The following is a 19,885-nucleotide window of genomic DNA, read 5'->3' as shown; positions in this document are numbered from 1 at the left end:
ATCCTGGGCTATCCACTCGATGGATATCGTGTCTCCCTCGACGTACGCCTCTCCGCCGTTCGGGGCTGTGACTGTCACTGTCGGGGCTGTCACGTCGGGGATATAGATCGTGAACGAGGCGTCGCTCTCGTCCTCGCCGGTGAGAAACGAAGTATCGTACGCCACTACCTTTACCAGGCAGTCGGTCGATTCGAACCCGGGAGCGATCCATTCATAGATACCATCATCAACTTCTGGGCCTGAGATCAGGGTATAATCGCCGCCGCCGTTTACTGAGTAATAGATTTCGACATAATCGACAGCGATATTATCATCGGCGGTCCATTCGATATCGACAGGGTCGCCGGCGGCGAAAGTCTCCCCGCCGTTCGGAGCGGTCACTGTCACTGTGGGAGCAATCATATCGACAAAATTGATCGTGAAATCGCTCATCGATATATCGCTACTCATCTCGGAATCCGCCGTATAGGCGATTACCTTGATCCTCGCCGTTGATGTCTGAATATTGGGAACCGTCCAGTCGTACAGCGTGCCGCTGGTTATCCCGCTGGCGACCGTCTCGTTGAAATTGGCGCCGCTGTCAAGACTGAGAAGGATGGAGACCGAATCGGGCGCCGGACCGGCTATCGCCCAGGAGATCGGGAAATTCTGGCCTCCGGGGAAGACCTCTCCACCGATCGGCGAGACCAGCGATATCGTCATCGCGTTTACGTAAAACGACATCGACGACCCGCTGCTGCTGACCCCTGAGATGTCAAGACCGAGAGCCAGGTATGTATAGCTGATGTTGTTTGGCGTTGTCGTCCCCGTAAATGAAGTCGCGTTCCCAGCTCTGAAATAATCGCTATCTTCACCTGAATTGGAGTTAAGCTGAAGATGCTGGATCCCGCTTGCCTCTTCCAGATCGACCTTGAAATGATTCTGGTCGTCGTTATCAGGCTGGTTCTCATCGACATGCCATATGAGAAGACCCCTGTTGGAACCTGGAAGGCCGGCATCGAACCCGACACCCTGCCGGTTTTCAACGAGAAAATACTCGTTACTCGGCCAGTTTCCCTGAAGCTTGTATATCTCGGTATTCGTCTCGATCTGGTTGATCGGAAAGTATCCACCGCCGGTTATCAGGGTCGGGGTTACCCATCCAAGATCAGTCTTGCACCAGGCACTCATATGAGCCGGAGAGGAACCGTAATTGCCGTTCCACGAGCCTCCAGCCATCAGGCAGAAATCGCCGACACCCTGGCTGTCGTAACCATAATCGTACAGATCGGGCAATCCGAAGAAATGGCCTGTCTCATGACAGATCACGCCTATCCTTGTGATTCCCCATGTACTCGGTGTCGAATCCCATCCTCTTCTGGATGGTTCTGTATGATATGTGCGCATCCTCACGCCGTCGTATATGACCGTCGTGGAAAGCGCCCACTGGTGCGACCAGATATAATTGGAATCGTTGCCGCCATATTCCTCTCCACCGCCGGCATGGATGATAGTAAGTCCGTCGACCCAGCCATCGCTGTCACCGTCCACCGATGTAAAATCGAAGCCTCTCGCTTCAAGGGCGGCCAGCGCCTCGGTGACCATTTCGCGCGGCCTCAGGTCATAACCCCAGGAATCGTTGGCTCCATAATAGGCGTATCCCTGGCTTATCGTTACCGGCGCTACTACCACAGACTGCAACGTCATCGTATTATACGAGATCTCCGAATAATAATCCTTTACCGATCCGGTCGCTCCATCTGCCGAGTATCCGATCTGGTTGAAAAGATTATCAAAATCCGTGGTTGTACTGGTTATAGTAAGGTCTGAATAATTGACAAGTACAACGAGATTATATACCGTTCCAGACGGAGTCGCCTGGTCTATATCGGGCGCGCTATCGATCGGTCTGATCGATGTCGAGGCGCGAAGCCTGTCAAGATCAGGCCGCATGCCGACAGAGGCGGGGTCGGCAGTTCCCACGACATGTTCGGTCGGGACTATCTTGCCAAGTTCTTCCCTCGCGTATACCCACCACAGTCTGTCGGCAGATCTTGTGATAAGGTAACCTGCTTCGTCCTCGTTCCAGTGAAGATATTCATCCCCCTTAAGGACCACGGTTATCACTGTTCCATCCGGCTGTTTCAAGGTGACCGGTTCAGGATTGGCCGTGACCGCGATGACCCGGCCTGCAAAGAGGACCTGCATAACCGCGAATGAAAGAACAACTATCAATAACGCTTTAAACGGGCCGTCAGACAAGAATCTGATCGACTTCGATTTAGTCTGTCTTCTCCCTTTCATAAAGGCTCCTCGGATCGAATGAAAAGTTCACCACTTCAATTAATAATATATAGCAATTAATAATAACTTTCAACTAAATAAACAAAATCCGCCGCTCTCCGCGACGGTCTTTCTGTTCGGGGCCTCTTTAGATACCATCTTCGACCTCTGCTTATTTGTACTAAGTATCCTCGAAACCCCGTCTATCGAGTATCATTACTCTGGACTCTACTCTTGATATAGTATATCACGGTCAGCAAGCCATGTACATAGGTATAATAACCTATAAGCAACTCGATCTCCGAAGCTTCTCTATCGGACCGGAGATGAAAACTCAGCTCCGATATCGATCTTTATCCCGACTTCCTCGATCTTGCTGCTACCCTGTATAGATACCATCCGAGAGCGGCGAATACGATTGCCGACACTCCCTGACCGATCCATACAGGCGAGTAGGAGATCTCGAGATATTTTGGAGATTTTGAGATTATCACGGCGATGATCGCTATCACCACTCCTAGAAGCCCCTCGCCGGCAATCAACCCTGAACCGAGAAGGATCCCGTGGTCTCCTCCCTTTTCGGCGGAGTCATCTCCTTTGAACCTCTTGTCAACCATATGGCGCAGAAGCCCGCCGATGAATACCGGCGTCATCGAATATAGAGGAAGGTATACACCGACGGCGAACGGAAGCGGCGGCACCCTGAATATCATCACCAGGACAGAGAAAGCCGCTCCGATCCCGACAAGATCCCATCGCAGGTTACCATCGAGCACACCGTCGAGGACTGTTTTCATCAGAGTCGCCTGTGGCGCCGGCAGGTCCTCGGAGCCGAACCCGTACGCCTTACCGAGGTAATAGACGGCAAGACAGACGAAGAAGGCCGATCCAAGCGCTCCGAGTATCTCGCTGATCTGCTGTTTTTTCGGTGTAGCCCCTATGATAAATCCCGTCTTGAGGTCCTGGGAGATATCGCCGGCGATCGAAGCTGAGATGCACACAATCGTTCCTATGGTAAGAGCTGTGATCTTTCCTGTCAGGTCGGTCCAGCCAAGCATCTTGAATATCAGGCCTACCCCGAGAAGGGTAACGATAGCCATTCCCGATGTCGGGTTGGATGAGACCCCTATCATACCGACGATCCTCGACGATACCGTCACGAAAGCGAATGAGAAAATGGCGATCGCGACAGCGCTTAGAAACCTCATTATGATATGAGTGTCGTTCCCGATGATCCCGGGTATAAAAGTCACAAGAAGGACGATGAGTGATACACCGAGTATGACGTACTTGATAGAGAGATCCCTTTCGGTCCTGAGCTTTCCAGCGTCAAGGGAGGCGGCGCTCGATCGAAGTTCCTTAAGCCCTATCTTAAGCGAGTTGATCATTGTCGGTATCGATTTCGCTACTGTGATGACGCCCGCGGCGGCTACCGCGCCGGCGCCGATTATCCTTATATACCCCTCCCAGATCTCCTTGGGAGAAAGTTGGCCGATCAGGGTGATCGACGGATCCAGCCCCTTCGACTGCAGATAGACGAGGGTATTCGGCCAGATCTCCATATCCCCGAATTTCCAGGCGATGAACGGGATTATCAACACCCATGAGATCAGGCCTCCACCGACCATGATCGCCCCTATCCTTCTGCCGAGGATATAACCTACACCGAGAAGAGCGGGAGTAGTGGACACTCCCACGACGGCTTTTTTTATGAAGGGAAGAGTGACGGAGACTCTCGAAGGCCAGAGATAAAGAAGCGAGATCAGGCCCTTGTAAAGAGCTCCTATGCCGAGACCGTGAAAGACGCTTTTTGCCGAAGCACCTCCCCCCCCGGTCGCTACGATCAGGACTTCCGCGCTTGCTGTCCCTTCGGGGTATGGCAGGTTTTTATGCTCCTTGACGATCAGAAAGCTTCGAAGCGGTATCATGAAGAGGACGCCGAGGACGCCTCCGCAGATAGCGAGCAGGGTAATCTGGACAAGAGGCGCATCATATCCCCATATGTACAGCGCGGGGACTGTAAAGATTATCCCTGACGCAAGCGATGAACTGGCCGATCCGGTCGTCTGGGAGATATTGCATTCAAGGATAGTCGGTTTGCCGAAGACCGGGGTGAGCAGCCTCAGAATGGCGACCGAAACGACTGCAAGCGGAATCGCCGTACTGATCGTCAGCCCGACCCTGAGACCGAGATAGGCGTTGGCGCTACCGAATATCGCTCCGAGGATGATTCCGAGGATCACAGTTTTCGGGTTAAAATCTTTAATGAGAGAATCGGCGGGAATATACGGCTTGTGCTCTTCCACTGTCTGATATCTCCTCTCGCTGGAAAGCTTTCCGGATGATCAGCTTCATTCGATAGATCTCGGAGGCACGATATCACATATGCCGGTCGATTCCTATCGGTTTTTCAGCCGTCGCCACGGGTGGAAGATCAAACAGAGATTGCAATTTTATTTCGTCGTATTTTTTCGTATCTCCTTCAGTTCATCAAGAATCGCTTCCATCTGCGCGCTCGAAGCTACAATCCCGGAGTCCTCTATCCCTGCCTGGTCGGGTGTCATCCCTCCACGGAAGCGCCTCAGTTTTTCAACGATCACCTCGTATACGCCTTTCACGTCGGGCAGTCCCACAAGACTCTCCTCGGCCCCGGCCTGAGCGCTCATTCCCGCCGTCTGTATATTCAACGAACCGATGTTGAAGAGGTACCTGTCGAAAAGCCCCCTTCTCGCGGTGATATTCGTCACGGTCCTGTAGGGAACATGCTTGACCGACTTGGTGATTATGCCGACATGTACGATCACTTCATCGTCCTGTATCTCGTAGCTGAGGCTTTTGAAATAGTAACCGACTATTATCATCGCCGGCAGCCACCAGGCCAGGTCCGCGGCCAGAAAGATATAAAAAACGACCATCGCCACCCTGGGGCCTTCATCGATCCCTATCAGCATGCCCATTATAAAGCCGAACAGGGCCACCCCGAACGCGACTATAGTAAGAATAAGACGCAGTTTGCTCAGATACCCTCTGCTCGGTTTGATTCTCATTGTCTCCATCCTCTCCTCCTGTCATTAAGATTCTGATATCAGTGTCACAATCTACGATACAAAATGAGAACGGAAAATATTCAGAAAGAAATATCTTCATCCCGTCCCGGACTGAACCTTGCCACGATCTTCGAGATCGTGATCCCTGAATATATTATCAGCATCGGTTCGATCAATAGCCTGTATCGCAGTTTGAATATTGTGATCAGGATATGGATGGCAAGGTAGCTTATCGTCATCCAGGCTATGATTCGATTTTTCCTGTCTATAAAACGTATCATGCCTATGAATCCGAATATCATGACGGGAAGATATCCATATGTAAGGATATTTGTAAGATGCCTGTTATTCCTGCTTATATCCTTCAGGACGAAAGAATCCCATCCCTGCGATATCAAAAGCGATGACTTGTAATAGATTATGTCGAGCGTTTCCCACTTGTTCCCCGATATGAACCTTACCGTCTCTTCAAGATATCTGTCTCCTGAATCATTCCTTCCCAGTTCGGTCTCATCCCAGTCGAAGTGAGGGGTCTCGGCGGCGCGGGGATTATACGCCTTGTAAATCAGGACCGGGCCGCGGTCTTCTCCTTTCCCCGTAAGGCTTCCGTAAATGAAGACCGGGCCGAGGATCGCTCCAAGAGTCATGATAAAGAGGATCTTTTTCCTTACGCCAGGGAATATTCCCGGAGTAAAGAAAAGGATCGATGGTTTTACGAAATAACTCGCTGCCAGAACGACTCCCGCGAGGATCGAGCAGAGAGTTTCCCTCGACTTCGACGTGATAAGATAAAGGATCATGATCACGAGAAATACGCTCAACGTCTCGGTAAGAGTAGTAAGATTATAGGCGAGAAGATTCGGATAGATGGCGGCTATGGTCCCGGCGGCCACCGCGGCGGTCCTGCCGCCAGTCCTGAGGGCGATCGAATAGATCAGAAACACCGTAAGCGCGCTTATCAATCCCTGAACGACGAATACAGCCTTATAGTTAAAGGCTCCGAAGACCGAATAGACAGCCCTGAGAAAAAGGGGGTATCCCGGAGGGGGAAAAGAAGGTATACCATCTGACATCGCCGCTTCGTTGTAAGTGGCCATGTCGCTGTAATCGGGAACGGCATCGCAGGTAAGGGCGAGAAAGATCCTCAGCACGACCGCCACGGTCAGAATCGAGATCAGCAGGGCCTTCTGCCTGCGGGTATCTTCCCAACGGTCAATCATGTTTCTCCCGCCTCAAAGCGGAGACCTGGTCGCACAGCAGTCCGAACATGAAAATGATAAGTGAAGATACGGCCATAAGAGCGGTAGTATCTCCGACTCCTCCACCGCCCATCGTCAGATCGATCGTGAGAGATCCCAGGCTGATAACGAAAAGGGCAAGCGAGACCGACAGGAATACTTTCAGCGGCTCGAAGAGCACGGTTAGCCTGAGCATGAGCATAAGGGTGGCCGGTCCGTGCCTCCACTGTCGCACGGTGCTTTTTCCGACCCTCTTTCTTACCGTGATCGGAACGAACCTGATCCTGCGCTGGGATTTAAGCATCGCGAATGTACTTGTCGTCGAAAATGAAAATCCCTGCGGCATGAGATGAAGATATTTCATGATTATATCGCGCCTGAAGACTCGCAGTCCCGAATTGAGATCAGGTATCTTTACCCCGGCGAGAAAATCGGCGAACAGTCTGAGGATCAACTTCCCCGGTCTTCGGGAAAAGGGAGAGTGTGATCCCGATCTCCTCTCTCCCACGACCATATCCTGGTCATGCGCTTCGCTGAACAACCTGCGGGCGTCGGAGGGTTCATGCTGACCGTCTCCATCGCAAAAGAGCACGAATTCGCTCGATGAGTTCCTGATCCCCGTCTTCAGAGCCGCCCCGTAACCGAGTTTTCGATCGTGTCTGTAGACGCTGGCGCCCGCCTCTTTCGCACGCTCACCCGTCCTGTCGGTCGAACCGTCATCGACGACGATGACGCGGGCTTCAGGAAATTCGGCTATCAGTCCCCTGACCACCTCGCCGACGACAGCTTCTTCGTTCAGCGCCGGGACAATAATAGTAAGGTCTGCGTCAGAAACAGGCATTTCCAATCCATCGATAAAAAATAAAAAGACTCGCGAGCTTCGTTTCTGTAATGTAACCGGTTGTGTAATATTATCATCGTCTGATGGCCAATGTCGAGTTTTTCTTTTTCCAGGCAACGAAGCGGGCTTCAGCGTAAGTCAGAGAGGATCGAAAGATAAACTCTTGAACGACACCTCCCCGCTGCGATATCTTCATCGCATGAATCGATCCTCTCCGTACTGAAATCGAATGGCGCGGTTTTGACTATACTTCGATCTGACAAAACGATGGTTCTAAAAACCCTTTCACTGGCAGGAAAAGGGCTTCGCTATAACGCTCTCCGGCTTTTGCGCCTCTCCCGGCCCCGATGGCATCTGGTGAGCCTTTCGATCACGGTCGCCCTCTCCGCAATTCACAGGTTGGCACTGGCCCTCTCGATCGACCCCGTCTCCTATCTCGGAGTCATTCCAAAACAGGGCGAGATGGGGATGTACAATGAGATGGCAGCGTCGCGCTATATCGACACGATACACGGCCCCCTGTACCCGGCATTTCTCATGGCAGCGCGTTTTTTTGGAAGAGGCGATGGATTGCATTCTGTCTTCATTATCCAGAGCATCGTGTCTGTAGCGATGATTCCCGTGGCGTTCTTTTCGGTGCTGCGCGCCGCTGGAAAACAGTCGGCCGTGGCAGCAGCCATTCTGGCCGCTCTCTATCCATCCCTGATCATTTACAATCTGGTCGCGCTGCCGATCACCTTTGTCATGCTCCTTCTTTTTCTGATCGTCCTCACCAACGTATCCGCGCTCACCGACAGGACAAAAGCCCTGGCGACCGCCGTAATCTCATCTACGGGAGTGCTGCTTGACCCGATGATCATTTTTTTTATTCCCGGCACGGCACTGATCGTGAAAAAAAAGATACCTTTCCTGCTTCTGACTCTCCTGCTTCTTCTTCCTTGGGGAATAAGGAACAGCATGATCGCCGGACGGCCGGTTCTTCTCTATGAAGCATCCGGGTACGGCATCGATCTGAAGAAGTTCAATAATCCGTTCGACGGATGGAAGATCATAAGTGGTATCGATTCAAACATCTCGTTCCTTGCCGGCAATGCCATCGAGAAAAGCCATATGCCGGTGATCTTCGGAAAAAGGACCGACCATGAACATATTACAGGTTACTCCTATATAATGATCCTGCTCGCCGGATCGCTCGGCATTTTCAGGTTCCTGTCGTCAAAAAACTCTTCGGCATTTTACCCTCCCCTGTCGTATCTTGTCCTTATCGTGATTCTGACGCAGATCAAATATAGATACAGGATCCCTCTCGAACCGTTCCTGATCATCTACACGTCGATACTGGCAGGTGGTATATGGCAAAGGATGTTGAGAAAAACAGTTTCTTCCTGAACCTGTGGAAGGAAAAGATCGCCCCGTCCTTTTCGGGGGATCTTGATCTTCTCTCGGTGATAGTACTGCTGTCGCTCGCCCTCAGACTCTATTTCGCGTTCGCTTTCGACGCTGGCCTATCGTTCGGATTCGCCGATGACTTCCTCGAGATCTCCGAAAAGGGGGCGATCCGGTCGGACCAGGCTCCTCTTTATATCCTATTTCTTCGGTTGCTCAAGCTGATATTCAGAGATTCGGCGGTAACGGCCCTTTACGTCTTTCAGGGAATCGTCAATACTGTATGCGTCGTTCTTCTGTACCTGGCGGCAAGGCGCGTCTTTGACAGAAAGACCGCCCTTGTCGCGGCTTCGATCGCCGCTCTCTACCCCGGTTTCGTACTGATATCCCATTCTCCGACACCAGGATCATTCGAGGTACTGATCGTCCTCGCGATATTGACTGTGGCGCTGTCAGATGTCGGAGATATGGCGCGTGGCGTCTATTCGTCGATTTTAATCGGCATCGCCGTGTTGCTCGATCCTGTCATGGCTTTTCTCGTACCGGGGATTCTTCTCACGTTGAAGAGACGCTTCGTCTTTTTACTTATCCTCGCCGCGATACTCCTTCCGGCCACTATCCGGAATTCTCTCATGGAAAAAAAGGCCGTGCCGGTATACAGGGCGGAAGCCTATGATCTCAACTTCAGGAAATTCTATCCGAGCAACCTCAATGGAAGATGGAACACGATCTGGTGGATCTATGAAAACGCTTCGATGATCACGAGGAAAGAATGGGCTTTGAGCGATGCCGCCGGAACGGACCAGGAGAAGAACTCCACCTATACAGCCGCTTACTCCTATACCGCCATCATGCTCCTCGGCCTGGCAGGCATCGCGAGAAAGTACGGGAAAGAGGACAGGTTCGTACTCCTTCCGGTGGCATCCTATACGCTTCTTCTGATCCTGTTCGGATCGTTCGCCAAAAGGTACAGGATAGTCCTGGAACCATTCTTCCTGCTCTACGCCAGCGCCCTTCTCTGCCGGATAAAAAGACGGCCCCGGAGTATTGTTCCTCCAGGGCCGTTGTGAGAGCATCAAAATCCGGCTTTCGCCTTTATTAAAGATATCTATTATCTGTTCAGAGCCTTGATTGCCCCCCAGCTTGTCGCTTCATTGTCCACGGCGCATTCGTGGACGATCACGCCGTTGGTAATTACGAAGTTGCATCCCATTATATCGATCGAGACCCATTCAGGGTTGTAATCGTATATTACGTAATAGAATTTGACATGCTCGACAGTCGCCTGGATGCCGCAGAAATCGAGGATGTTCTCGCGGATGATATACAACTCTTCATCGCAACCCGGCAGTGGGGGTTCCGTATCACCCAGCCCGAGAGCTGAATATTCCGGAGTAGACCAGTTCACCGCGACAGTGATATCTGTCGTGCAGGCAGGATCCAAAGCAACCCAGTCGAAATCGATCTGGATGAGCTTGCCTCTCGTATTGTCGAATGGATGATCATAGAACCACTGATTGATCCAGTTCGAGGGATAGACATACCAATGGCCGTCGTCATAACCGCTTCCGCCCCCATTAAGGACGATCCCCGAACCGACTGTGACGTAGAAATTATCCGTGACCTTCTGCGCGGCTGCGGGAACCGCTGCCAGCATCAATCCAACAACAAGTAAAATAACAATTTTCTTCATCTCGCACTCCTTAACGATCCACTATAGACGCAATAAAAACCAATTCTCGCGGGAACCCCCGATTCTACTCCCGTGAGAGCCCGAATCCAAATTTCAGGGAAGATCGACAGCTGCGGGGCTGTCATGACAATAACAGTAATTTCCTGTCCGCCTCCTCATACTGCTTTTTCAAAACCATGATTCTGAACACAAATTTAGCCATATTAAAACAGTGGGTGTATTGTACCATATTTCAAATCATGCTTTCAAGCATAAAATGGAGGGGTGAATTAAATTTTGGCCCCTTGCGGCGATGAGGAAGGATTTTTTCATATCCAAACATCATTCCCCTGCAAACATGCCGCCGGTAAAGGCCGGTCATCGAATCTTCTTCTCGGCGACGACTACAAGGTCGCCGCCGAAATACCTCAGAAAAGGTATCGAGGAAAAGATCTTTTCCTTCTTTCTGTAAAGTCCTTTCCGTCCCCTGAGAAGAAAGGGAGGAAAGAAAAACGCGCTGCTTGAGAGGGTCCTGACAGATCCTCCATTCTGACCGATAAACCGCCTGTAATCGGATATCGAGAAATCCCAGTGATAAGTGCAGGCGTTATGCCACGTATTCTCGTGCACGATCTTCTTCTGAAGTATCGAATCAGAAACGAGGCTCAGCATGAGCGTAGCCAGATGGAAGATGTTGAGGTTGCGGACGCGGTGCGCGTTCGGGCTCTGGATCATCATCGATCCACCCGGCCTGAGCACCCTCATGAACTCCCCCACCGCCCTGCCGGGATCGGAGAGATGTTCGAGCGTCTCGGTGCAGAAGAGAAAATCAATCGAATCGTCTTTCAACGGAAGAGACGCTCCGTCTGCGAGGATAGCTGTCTGCCCGGGAAGCTTTCTTTTAAATTCTTCCAGAAGCAGGCGGCTTATATCAACACCTATAAAAGACTGATCCTTACCGATCCCTGTATGATAGCAGGCTCTGCCGTCATTCGCGCCGACATCGACAATGATCCGGGGCTGCTCCGGCAGCCGGTCGACGACAGCCGCTATATCCTCATACCTCTCATCATCGAGGTTTGACGCCTCCCGAGCCGGATCTCCACCGGAACCTGACATCCTTACCCAATCGAGCATCGTTGGCTGGCGCAAGCCTCTTGCCTCGTAAAGCCCGTCTATAGATCTGTAATCGCTGACCGTCCTCAATCTGAGCGGGTTGGCGACATAACTTCTAAGCGCTCTGCCTCTTTTGATACGAAATACGATCCAGTCAGTGAGGAGGATCAGGGCCAGGGTGAGAGTACCGGGCCAGATTCGCAGGACAATACTGATAAAAAGAAAGAGATAGACGAAGTAGAAAGCCTTCGTTTTCGTTATGAACCCATAATCGATGCTCTTCATCTCCCTTATCGTATCGCCAGCCTCCCTGTCATCCTTGATCCTGATACCACCGGGATCTACGGTGAGCCTCCCTGAATCGACCAGCGCCGAAAGGATCCCCCCGCCGGCATCGAACTCCTTCCCGCATACGCCGCAACCGTAAGCCGACCAGGTCCCTGTGAGCGCCGTATGGCAGACCGGACATGCCAGAATATTTTCGATCTTACTCTCTATCATGGCGTTCCGCTTGTTAAATATGACCCATCTAATCCAAGGGGAATATTATACCATATGATCCCGGTCTCCTCAATTGTTTGAAACAGCCTGGGATTCATATTACGGCAGGAATAAGCCAGGATCTTACTTCTCAACATGTACATTTTCGGGCCAGGGGCCGAAAATCGATTCCCCTTGAAATCCTTTATAATTAGTGCTATAATGCCAACTTACTGATTCGTTTCGATAAGTCTGCTGGAGAAGGGGGACCCGGCCGACCGAACGCTCGGACTCCTCTTTCTTCTTTATTTATCATACTCTGATCAGCCGGAGTGCCGCGTGTAATTGACTGACGGGACTCCGGCAGCGGGAAAGAGAGAAACATCTCTTTCTCAGAGGGGGTCCCTGTAATGGGAAAATCATATCTATTTCTGATTCTCTGTTTCATCGGTCTTCTCATCTCGACTGGGCTTAGCGCGCAGTGGGTCCAGAACGGTGTGCCGATAGTCTCGGAGACTTACGACCAGATACATCCCAAAGCTGTCTCCGACGAAGCTGGTGGCGCGATCTTCGTCTGGAAAGATAACCGCAGCGCTGCGCCCGGCATCGGGATATATATCCAGAGAATCGACGGTTGGGGGAACGTCCTCTGGACAGTCAACGGCGTCCCGGTTAAGACACCATACATGACATATTACTATCCGGAGATCGCACCCGACGGTAAAGGCGGAGCGATAGTGGTCTGGGGCGACGATCGCGAAGGAAATGTCGATCTTTACGCTCAGAGGATAGGCGCGGATGGAACAGCGCAGTGGACAGAGGACGGGATTCTGATCTGCGATTGGCCTACGACACAGATTAATTACGCTGTCATCGCCGATGGAGCCGGTGGCGCAATCATCGCCTGGGAAGACGATATCTTCGGCTCGGCCGATATATTCGCTCAGAGGATCGATGAGGATGGATCGCCGCTCTGGACGGCTGACGGCATCGACGTCTGTACCTCCTCTTTCGATCAGAACGAGCCGGCCCTCGCCACCGACGGGGTGGGCGGCGCTATTATCGCCTGGGACGACCACCGCGGCGGTCCGAGCGACATCTACGCGCAGCGGATCGACGGATCGGGCGCTGCCATGTGGACCGCCAACGGCAAGGTCATCTGCAACGCAGTCAATACCCAGTATTCTCAGTGTATCGTTGCCGACAGCTGGGGCGGCGCCATCATCGCGTGGCTTGATTATCGAAACAGCGCGAACCCGATAGTCTGGGCCCAGAGGATCAACAGGTACGGCACCATCCTCTGGACTCCAAACGGCATCGCCGCGAGCACGACGGTCGAAAATATGTATACGCCCGCCATCGTATCGGACGGAAGGAACGGGGCGATCATCACATGGTCCCAGGTAGTGGGGTTGAGCCAGGACATCTTGGCCCAGAGAATGAGTTATCTCGGAAACCGCGAGTGGAGCAACAGTGGGGCCATCGTATGTTCCTCCTCTCAGGTTCAGAAAGAACCGGCTATCGTCGCCGATGGCGCTCTGGGCGCCGTCATCGCCTGGCAGGATTATCGCTCCGGCTCGAATCGTGACATTTACGCCCAGAAGATCTCCGGCGACGGCTTGCCTGTGTGGAATATAAACGGAATCTCCGTTTGCACCGAGGGGAGCGATCAGGTGCGCGTCTGCGCCGCCTCCGACGGCGTCGGGGGCGCGATCTTCGCCTGGGAGGACTACCGCCCGGGAAGTTCTGCCGATGTCTACGCGCAGCGCATCGAGCGGTGCGGGAACTGGGGCTATCCTTCCCCGACGATCACATCAGTCGCTGATGTGCCTTCAGACCAGGGCGGCCAGGTGACAGTCACCTGGGACAAATCAAGGATCGAGACGGTGATGGCTATGGTTATCGACCAGTACTCGGTCTGGCGGATGCTCCCTGTCGCGCAGTTCCAGGCTCTTCTCGCGAGAGGCGAAAAGGGGATCGATCCGGCGGTGCTGGGCCGATATACCGACACCGCCCCTACGATCTCAGGAGACGCGCCAGCCTCAGAGCCGATCTATTATATCTCGATGGTGAGCGGCGCGGCGACAGGATGGGAGCTTCTTGATCATGTCGACGCAACGAACTCTCCTACATACAGCGACCAGGTATCTACACTCTTCGATTACACGCCATCCGACCCCGGGACGCACTATTTCATGGTAATAGCCCATGGGAGTGATCACTTCGACTTCTGGGAATCGAGGCCCGACAGCGGGTGTTCTATTGACAACATCCCCCCATCTCAACCTTCCGAATTCTCCGGCTCGCAGAGCTACGAGCCTCCCGGGCTATTTCTCGCGTGGGGCGCAGGCGGGCTGAGCGCGCCCTCCAGCGACGATTTCTCCCATTACGCCCTCTACCGGGACGTGCTCCCCGACTTCGAGACCGGACCTGACAACAGAATATATGAAGGGGTCGATGCTGAATATTTCGACGACGAATGGCGATGGGACAGCGGCTTCTATTATATGGTCAGGACGGTCGATATCCACGGCAACGAGAGCGGGGCCGCTTTTCTGGGACCTTACGATATAACCGGTGATGAGACTCACGTCGTCCCTGCGGTGACATATCTCACTCAGAACATACCCAATCCATTCAACCCTTCGACGACGATCCAATTCGGACTCGCCTCGCGTGAGCTTGTGACCCTTTCGATCTACGACGTTTCGGGTAGGTTGGTCCGAACCCTCGTCAACGAACCGCGCGAGGCTGGCCTCTACACGCAGTCGTGGGATGGGCGCAGCGCTAAAAACAGGACTGTCGCGAGCGGAGTCTACTTTTACCGCCTGCGCGCCGGGACATTCAGCGAAACGAAAAAAATGATACTTACGAGATAACAGGTTGAAGGAGATATCAGAGTGAATACGATAATTGAAAGAGGAGGATCTACAATGAGGATGATATTCAAAGCGGCGGGTCTTCTCTGCCTGGCGCTCTCGCTCGGTCTGCCTTCGCCTGGCATGGCGCAGTGGATTAAGGACGGCGTACCGATCGCGGCTCTCGCCAACATGCAGAACGTGACTGATATGATCTCCGATGGAGCCGGCGGGGCTTACGTAGTCTGGAGGGATTACCGGAATATTGGAAATGCCGATGTATATATGCAGAGGATCGACTCGTACGGCTTCCCCCTTTGGGCCGACGGAGGGATCGCCGTCGCTGAAGGGCCCTCCCAGCAGGGAGACCCTGTCATCTGTATGAAAGATGGGGGAAACGTCGTCGTTGCCTATCGCGACAATGTCAATGGCAACGATGACATATTCGCCCAGTGCGTGGACCCCGATGGAAACATCCTTTGGGCGTCCACAGGGATGCCGGTCTGTCTGCATTCGAGCTACCAGGGCGCTCCACGCATCGCGGCCGGCACTTCGGGATACATGTACATCGGCTGGGTGGACTCGCGAAACGGGAACCAGGACGTATTCATCCAGCGTATCAACTGGAATGGCGTTACCCAATGGGCGGCCGACGGGTTCGTTGTATGCAACGCAGCCCAGGTCCAGGACGGATTACAGATGATCGCCGATGGCAGCGGAGGCGTCACCATGGTATGGGAAGATTACCGGGACGCCACCAACCTGCTTATTTACGCGCAGAAAGTCAGCTCGACGGGATTCGTTCAGTGGACAGCTAACGGCGTCAGGCTGAGCACCAGCAATTCGTGGCAGAACCTGCCCAAGCTGATCACCGACAGCTCGGGCGGAGCAATCGTCGTATGGTACGACGACCGTAACGGCGTCGATACCGACATCTACTCCCAACGCATTCTCAGCAACGGGAACACATACTGGCTCCCCTCGGGAAGATCGATATGCACCGCGACCGGCGGTCAGTATTTCCCGGATCTGACGACCGACGGAGGTGGCGGAGCGATAATCACGTGGCAGGATCAGAGAATACCCGCCTATTACCATGTCTACGCCCAGCGCGTCAACGCCTCCGGTAACGCGCAGTGGACAACCAACGGCCTTCCTTTATCAGACTACACGGGCGGGCAGAGGACGCCATGTATCGTCTCCGACGGCGTCGGCGGCGCCATAATAGCGTGGAAGGACCAGAGACAAGGGAGCGAATACGACATCCACGCGCAGCGTATAGACGCGGCCGGTTCAAAAATGTGGGCCACAGAGGGCGAGAGGGTATCAGGAGCGATCAATCACCAGGTGACAGCCATGATAACTACCGATGGGGCGCAGGGGGCGATCATCACATGGAACGACCTCAGGTATGAGGATTCCAACGACTACGACGTCTACGCGCAGAGGATGGAGAAATGGGGCCACTGGGGCTACCCGGCGCCGATGCTCACAGGAGCAGCGGATGTCCCGAATGACCAGGGCGGACGCGTGATGCTTACCTGGGATGCCTCCTACCTTGACGCCTATCCAACCGAGATCGTCACGCATTATTCGATCTGGCGAAGCACCGACGGAGCCACCTACACGCAGATAGACAGTATGGACGCCTACTACCTCGACTCCTACCAGTACGCGGCCTCCACGACCGCCGATTCGAGCGCTCTCGGCGACGCGACGCACTGGTTCAAGATAAGGGCAAGGACTTCAAGCTCCCTGTTCTGGTGGACATCTCAACCATTGAGCTGCCACTCGGTAGACAACCTCTCTCCTTCGATGCCGACCGGAGCCTATCTGGAACAGAATTTCCCCAACCCGATGAATCCTGTCACGATAATAAAGTTCGGGCTGGACGCTCCGGAATTCGTCTCGCTGAGGATATACGACGCTGCGGGCCGGCTCGTGCGAGAACTGGTGAACGGACCGATGCCCGCCGGGTATCACGACAAGCTGTGGGATGGCAGGACCGATGGCGGTGTTCTGGCCGCCAGCGGAGTGTACTTCTACAAATTGTCAGCCGGCGAGTACACGGAGACAAAGAAGATGGTGCTTTTGAGATAGGGATAGAGCTGCACGACACACCTTCCCAGGCAGAGCTTCCGATGGTAATTTATACCTGTAAGCCGGAGGTTCGTCACCACGCGATTTTTACCGTAAACTATCCCGGTTTGCGGACGATAACCATTTTATAGCGAAATCATCAACAGGACCGACACTACCGAAAACCAGGAACCACCTTTGAAAGGGGTATGCCATGTCCCGGAATATCATCGTTTCCATCTTGCTCGTTCTTATTATCTCATCCCTTTTCCCCGGCGAGGGCCAGGCCCAGTGGAGCAAGATCGGAGCACCTGTCTGTCTTCTGGGGGGGACCCAGCTCCGCCCGAAATCGGCGAGCGATGGAAGCGGAGGAGCGGTGATCGCCTTCAGATCGACAGTCGGAATTTCGAGATACAAGATATTCGCCCAGAAGGTAAACGGCGGAGGGGAGATGCTGTGGCCCGCAACCGGTATCGCAGTCGGAGCCGACACTCTCAGCCAGTTCGACCATAATATCGTCAGTGATGGAGCAGGCGGCTGCATAATCGTCTGGGACCAGGATACCGCCGGGTCTGATTATCACGTGTACGCGCAGAGGATCGACGAGAGCGGCACTGTCCTCTGGGGTGAGAGCGGCGTAAGGGTCTGCACATCAAATACTCACCAGGTCAACCCCGAGGTAGTCTCCGATGGAGCAGGCGGAGCCTTTATCGTCTGGACGAACAGCTATATGGGGTCGCCGACCGGGCAGGATATTTTCGCGCAGAGGATCAGCGCGGCCGGTAACCGCGTTTGGGTCGATACGGGGTTTGCCATATGCAACGCGACCGACTCACAGTCTTTTCCAGTGGTGGCCGGTGATGGAGCGGGAGGGCTGCTGATAACCTGGACCGATTTCCGCAGCGCGGCAAATTACGACGTCTACGCTCAGTATATCGACGGGAACGCGACTGTCAAATGGGATGCTAACGGAAAAGGAATAGCCTCGACTTCAGAAGAAGAGTACGAACCGGACGTAATCGCTGACGGCGAAGGTGGCGCTTATATCGCGTGGACGATAAGTACTGCAACCAACGGCTATGATATCCAGCTAAGCCGGATCGACAGCGATGGATCGATCCACTATAACTGGCAGACCTTTGGAGAGTTTGTCACATGGGTTCCGGGAACCCAGCAATGGCCCCGGCTCTTGCTATCGGAAAACGGCAGCGTCATCGTAATCTGGATGGATAATAACGCCAGCATATCGATCTATGCCCAGAGAATGACCCACTACGGATATCCGGTCTGGGAGGACGATGGTATTCCTCTGATAACATCGAACGGTATACCTTCAGGATTCCATGCGGCCCCGGACGGAGAGGGTGGAGCGATCGTCACCTTCAATCTGGGCAGCGATTACCAGGCCGCGCGGGCGCTGAGAGTGACAGGCAACGGTGACCTCCTCTGGGACAGCGACGGAATACTGCTGACAGAAGGGATGAATTATCAGGGCGTCTGGGGCCTGGTCCCGACCGATGGCGGCGTAATAGCGACTTTCGACGCTTTCGGGCCGATCGATCATGACTGCTTCGCCCAGCGAATAGATAACAACGGTCGATGGGGTAATCCAGCGCCCGCACCTGTCCAGGCCCTCGATGTCCCCTACGATCAGGGTGGTAATGTCCTGCTTACCTGGGTCCGCTCATACCTTGACGCCCAGCCATATTACCTGATCTCCCACTACTCGGTATGGAGAAAGATGAGCGAAGGCGCCCTGCTCTCTCCGGGAAGTGGTTACGAAACGGTCGGGCTTGCCGATATCGGCCCCGATTACGACGGAAAAGCCGTCCTGATAGACGGCGCGGGAGCCGCCGCATCGGCGTGGGAGTGGATCGAAAATGTGGAGGCAGCGATGCTTCCCGAGTACTCCTGTTCGGTCCCCACCTATTATGATTCCATCGATGCTACCGATGGAATGCACGAGTTCGCGATCGCGGCTCACGAGACGACTCCAGTCATCTTCTGGATGTCCGGCCCGATCGAAGGATACTCGGTCGACAACCTGGCACCGGCCGTTCCCGCAGGTATAGTGGGAGAGCAGCAGGAAGAGCCGGCGGGACTGCTCGTCTCATGGACTCGTAACACTGAGTCCGACCTTGCTTGCTACAATATTTACAGGGCATTCGACGAGGAATTCGTTCCCGCTGGGGACAACCTCATCCTGACGTCAACCGGTAACTCTGTTTTCGATACCAAATGGACCAACGGCGACGGTGCCTTTTACAAGGTATGCGCCGTTGATATTCACGGGAATATCGGCGCTCCGGCTACACTCAGCCCGGGCAGCATCATCCTGGAGACACAGCTTCAGTCATTCGCCGCCGTTTACGGGGCGGAATCGATAGTTGTCTCATGGACATTATCAATATCTGGAGAGTTCATGGAGTTTCGAGTCTCGCGTTCTGTCGGAAACAGGGAATTCTCCCTGATCGAGGACGCGGCGATCAAATCAGATGGCCTCGCTTTCGCTTACGTCGATAATGAAATAGAAGCGGGCAAGGCTTATCGATACCTTGTGGAGGTGACTGACGAGGAAGGCACGAGAGTGCTTTTCGAAACGGGACCGGTATCGACTCCGGCAAGGGAGCTGGCGCTATTCCAGAATTTTCCCAACCCGTTCAACCCTTCCACGGTGATAAGCTTCAATCTGCCGGTCCGAACTGATGTCGCGATCGATATATTCGACATCGCGGGCAGGAAGGTCCGCGCCCTCGACTGCGGGGTACTTACCGCCGGGTTAAAGAGCGTCAGGTGGAACGGTGTCAGCGATAACGGCGACAAGGTCTCTTCGGGAGTCTACTTCTACCGTCTGACCGCGGGAAAGGAGCAGATCACCAGGAAGATGATCCTGATGCGTTAGGAAC

12 protein-coding genes are annotated in these 19,885 nt (G+C 53.6%); 5 read left to right on the top strand and 7 right to left on the bottom strand.

The window, feature by feature from the left end:
- The 5 genes from JW814_00535 to JW814_00515 form a co-directional block, all read right to left on the bottom strand.
- On the bottom strand, positions 1-2,283 hold a 2,283-nt coding region (locus JW814_00535), incomplete at its 3' end, for a M6 family metalloprotease domain-containing protein (GenBank protein ID MBN2069913.1).
- A gap of 332 nt (positions 2,284-2,615) precedes the next feature.
- Positions 2,616-4,568 (bottom strand): oligopeptide transporter, OPT family, encoded by a 1,953-nt coding sequence (locus tag JW814_00530; GenBank protein ID MBN2069912.1) that lies wholly within the window; start codon positions 4,566-4,568, stop codon positions 2,616-2,618.
- Positions 4,569-4,715: 147 nt separating this feature from the next.
- Positions 4,716-5,318: a PH domain-containing protein gene (locus tag JW814_00525; GenBank protein ID MBN2069911.1), complete on the bottom strand. Its 603-nt coding sequence runs from the start codon at positions 5,316-5,318 to the stop codon at positions 4,716-4,718.
- Positions 5,319-5,389: 71 nt separating this feature from the next.
- A complete protein-coding gene (locus tag JW814_00520; protein MBN2069910.1) occupies positions 5,390-6,529 on the bottom strand; it encodes a glycosyltransferase family 39 protein in 1,140 nt (379 codons plus the stop codon).
- Entirely contained in the window at positions 6,522-7,388 is an 867-nt protein-coding gene (locus JW814_00515) for a glycosyltransferase family 2 protein (GenBank protein MBN2069909.1), read from the bottom strand. Before JW814_00515 ends, JW814_00520 begins: the two co-directional genes overlap by 8 nt.
- Before the next feature lie 267 nt (positions 7,389-7,655).
- Between JW814_00515 and JW814_00510 the strand changes: the two genes are divergently transcribed.
- Together JW814_00510 and JW814_00505 are read left to right on the top strand one after the other, a co-directional pair.
- Positions 7,656-8,777, top strand: coding sequence for a hypothetical protein (locus JW814_00510; GenBank protein MBN2069908.1), 1,122 nt, complete (start codon positions 7,656-7,658; stop codon positions 8,775-8,777).
- Positions 8,741-9,844 carry a glycosyltransferase family 39 protein gene (locus JW814_00505; GenBank protein ID MBN2069907.1) on the top strand — a complete coding sequence of 368 codons (1,104 nt, stop codon included), beginning with the start codon at positions 8,741-8,743 and terminating at the stop codon, positions 9,842-9,844. Before JW814_00510 ends, JW814_00505 begins: the two co-directional genes overlap by 37 nt.
- Before the next feature lie 41 nt (positions 9,845-9,885).
- On the opposite strand, the gene JW814_00500 is transcribed toward JW814_00505, so the two are convergent.
- Positions 9,886-10,467, bottom strand: coding sequence for a hypothetical protein (locus tag JW814_00500; protein ID MBN2069906.1), 582 nt, complete (start codon positions 10,465-10,467; stop codon positions 9,886-9,888).
- Between the two features lie 357 nt (positions 10,468-10,824).
- The gene (locus JW814_00495) at positions 10,825-12,063 is read right to left on the bottom strand and encodes a class I SAM-dependent methyltransferase (protein MBN2069905.1); all 1,239 of its coding nucleotides are present in this window, start codon (positions 12,061-12,063) and stop codon (positions 10,825-10,827) included.
- Between the two features lie 389 nt (positions 12,064-12,452).
- Between JW814_00495 and JW814_00490 the strand changes: the two genes are divergently transcribed.
- The 3 genes from JW814_00490 (at position 12,453) to JW814_00480 (ending at position 19,881) form a co-directional block, all read left to right on the top strand.
- Entirely contained in the window at positions 12,453-14,921 is a 2,469-nt protein-coding gene (locus JW814_00490; protein ID MBN2069904.1) for a T9SS type A sorting domain-containing protein, read from the top strand.
- Between the two features lie 54 nt (positions 14,922-14,975).
- Positions 14,976-17,000, top strand: a complete 2,025-nt coding sequence (locus JW814_00485) for a T9SS type A sorting domain-containing protein (protein ID MBN2069903.1) — start codon at positions 14,976-14,978, stop codon at positions 16,998-17,000.
- Positions 17,001-17,193: 193 nt separating this feature from the next.
- Positions 17,194-19,881 carry a T9SS type A sorting domain-containing protein gene (locus JW814_00480; GenBank protein MBN2069902.1) on the top strand — a complete coding sequence of 896 codons (2,688 nt, stop codon included), beginning with the start codon at positions 17,194-17,196 and terminating at the stop codon, positions 19,879-19,881.
- Positions 19,882-19,885 lie beyond the last annotated feature (4 nt).

Source organism: Candidatus Krumholzibacteriota bacterium (assembly GCA_016932415.1).
Lineage (GTDB): Bacteria > Krumholzibacteriota > Krumholzibacteriia > Krumholzibacteriales > Krumholzibacteriaceae > Krumholzibacterium.
This window is presented reverse-complemented; position numbering and strand designations above follow the sequence as displayed.

Excerpts from the sequence above, each read along its gene's own strand:
- JW814_00525 (MBN2069911.1), bottom strand. The coding sequence starts at position 5,318 with ATGGAGACAATGAGAATCAAACCGAGCAGAGGGTATCTGAGCAAACTG.
- JW814_00520 (MBN2069910.1), bottom strand. The coding sequence starts at position 6,529 with ATGATTGACCGTTGGGAAGATACCCGCAGGCAGAAGGCCCTGCTGATC.
- JW814_00515 (MBN2069909.1), bottom strand. The coding sequence starts at position 7,388 with ATGCCTGTTTCTGACGCAGACCTTACTATTATTGTCCCGGCGCTGAAC.
- JW814_00510 (MBN2069908.1), top strand. The coding sequence starts at position 7,656 with ATGGTTCTAAAAACCCTTTCACTGGCAGGAAAAGGGCTTCGCTATAAC.
- JW814_00505 (MBN2069907.1), top strand. The coding sequence starts at position 8,741 with ATGGCAAAGGATGTTGAGAAAAACAGTTTCTTCCTGAACCTGTGGAAG.
- JW814_00500 (MBN2069906.1), bottom strand. The coding sequence starts at position 10,467 with ATGAAGAAAATTGTTATTTTACTTGTTGTTGGATTGATGCTGGCAGCG.
- JW814_00495 (MBN2069905.1), bottom strand. The coding sequence starts at position 12,063 with ATGATAGAGAGTAAGATCGAAAATATTCTGGCATGTCCGGTCTGCCAT.
- JW814_00490 (MBN2069904.1), top strand. The coding sequence starts at position 12,453 with ATGGGAAAATCATATCTATTTCTGATTCTCTGTTTCATCGGTCTTCTC.
- JW814_00485 (MBN2069903.1), top strand. The coding sequence starts at position 14,976 with ATGAGGATGATATTCAAAGCGGCGGGTCTTCTCTGCCTGGCGCTCTCG.
- JW814_00480 (MBN2069902.1), top strand. The coding sequence starts at position 17,194 with ATGTCCCGGAATATCATCGTTTCCATCTTGCTCGTTCTTATTATCTCA.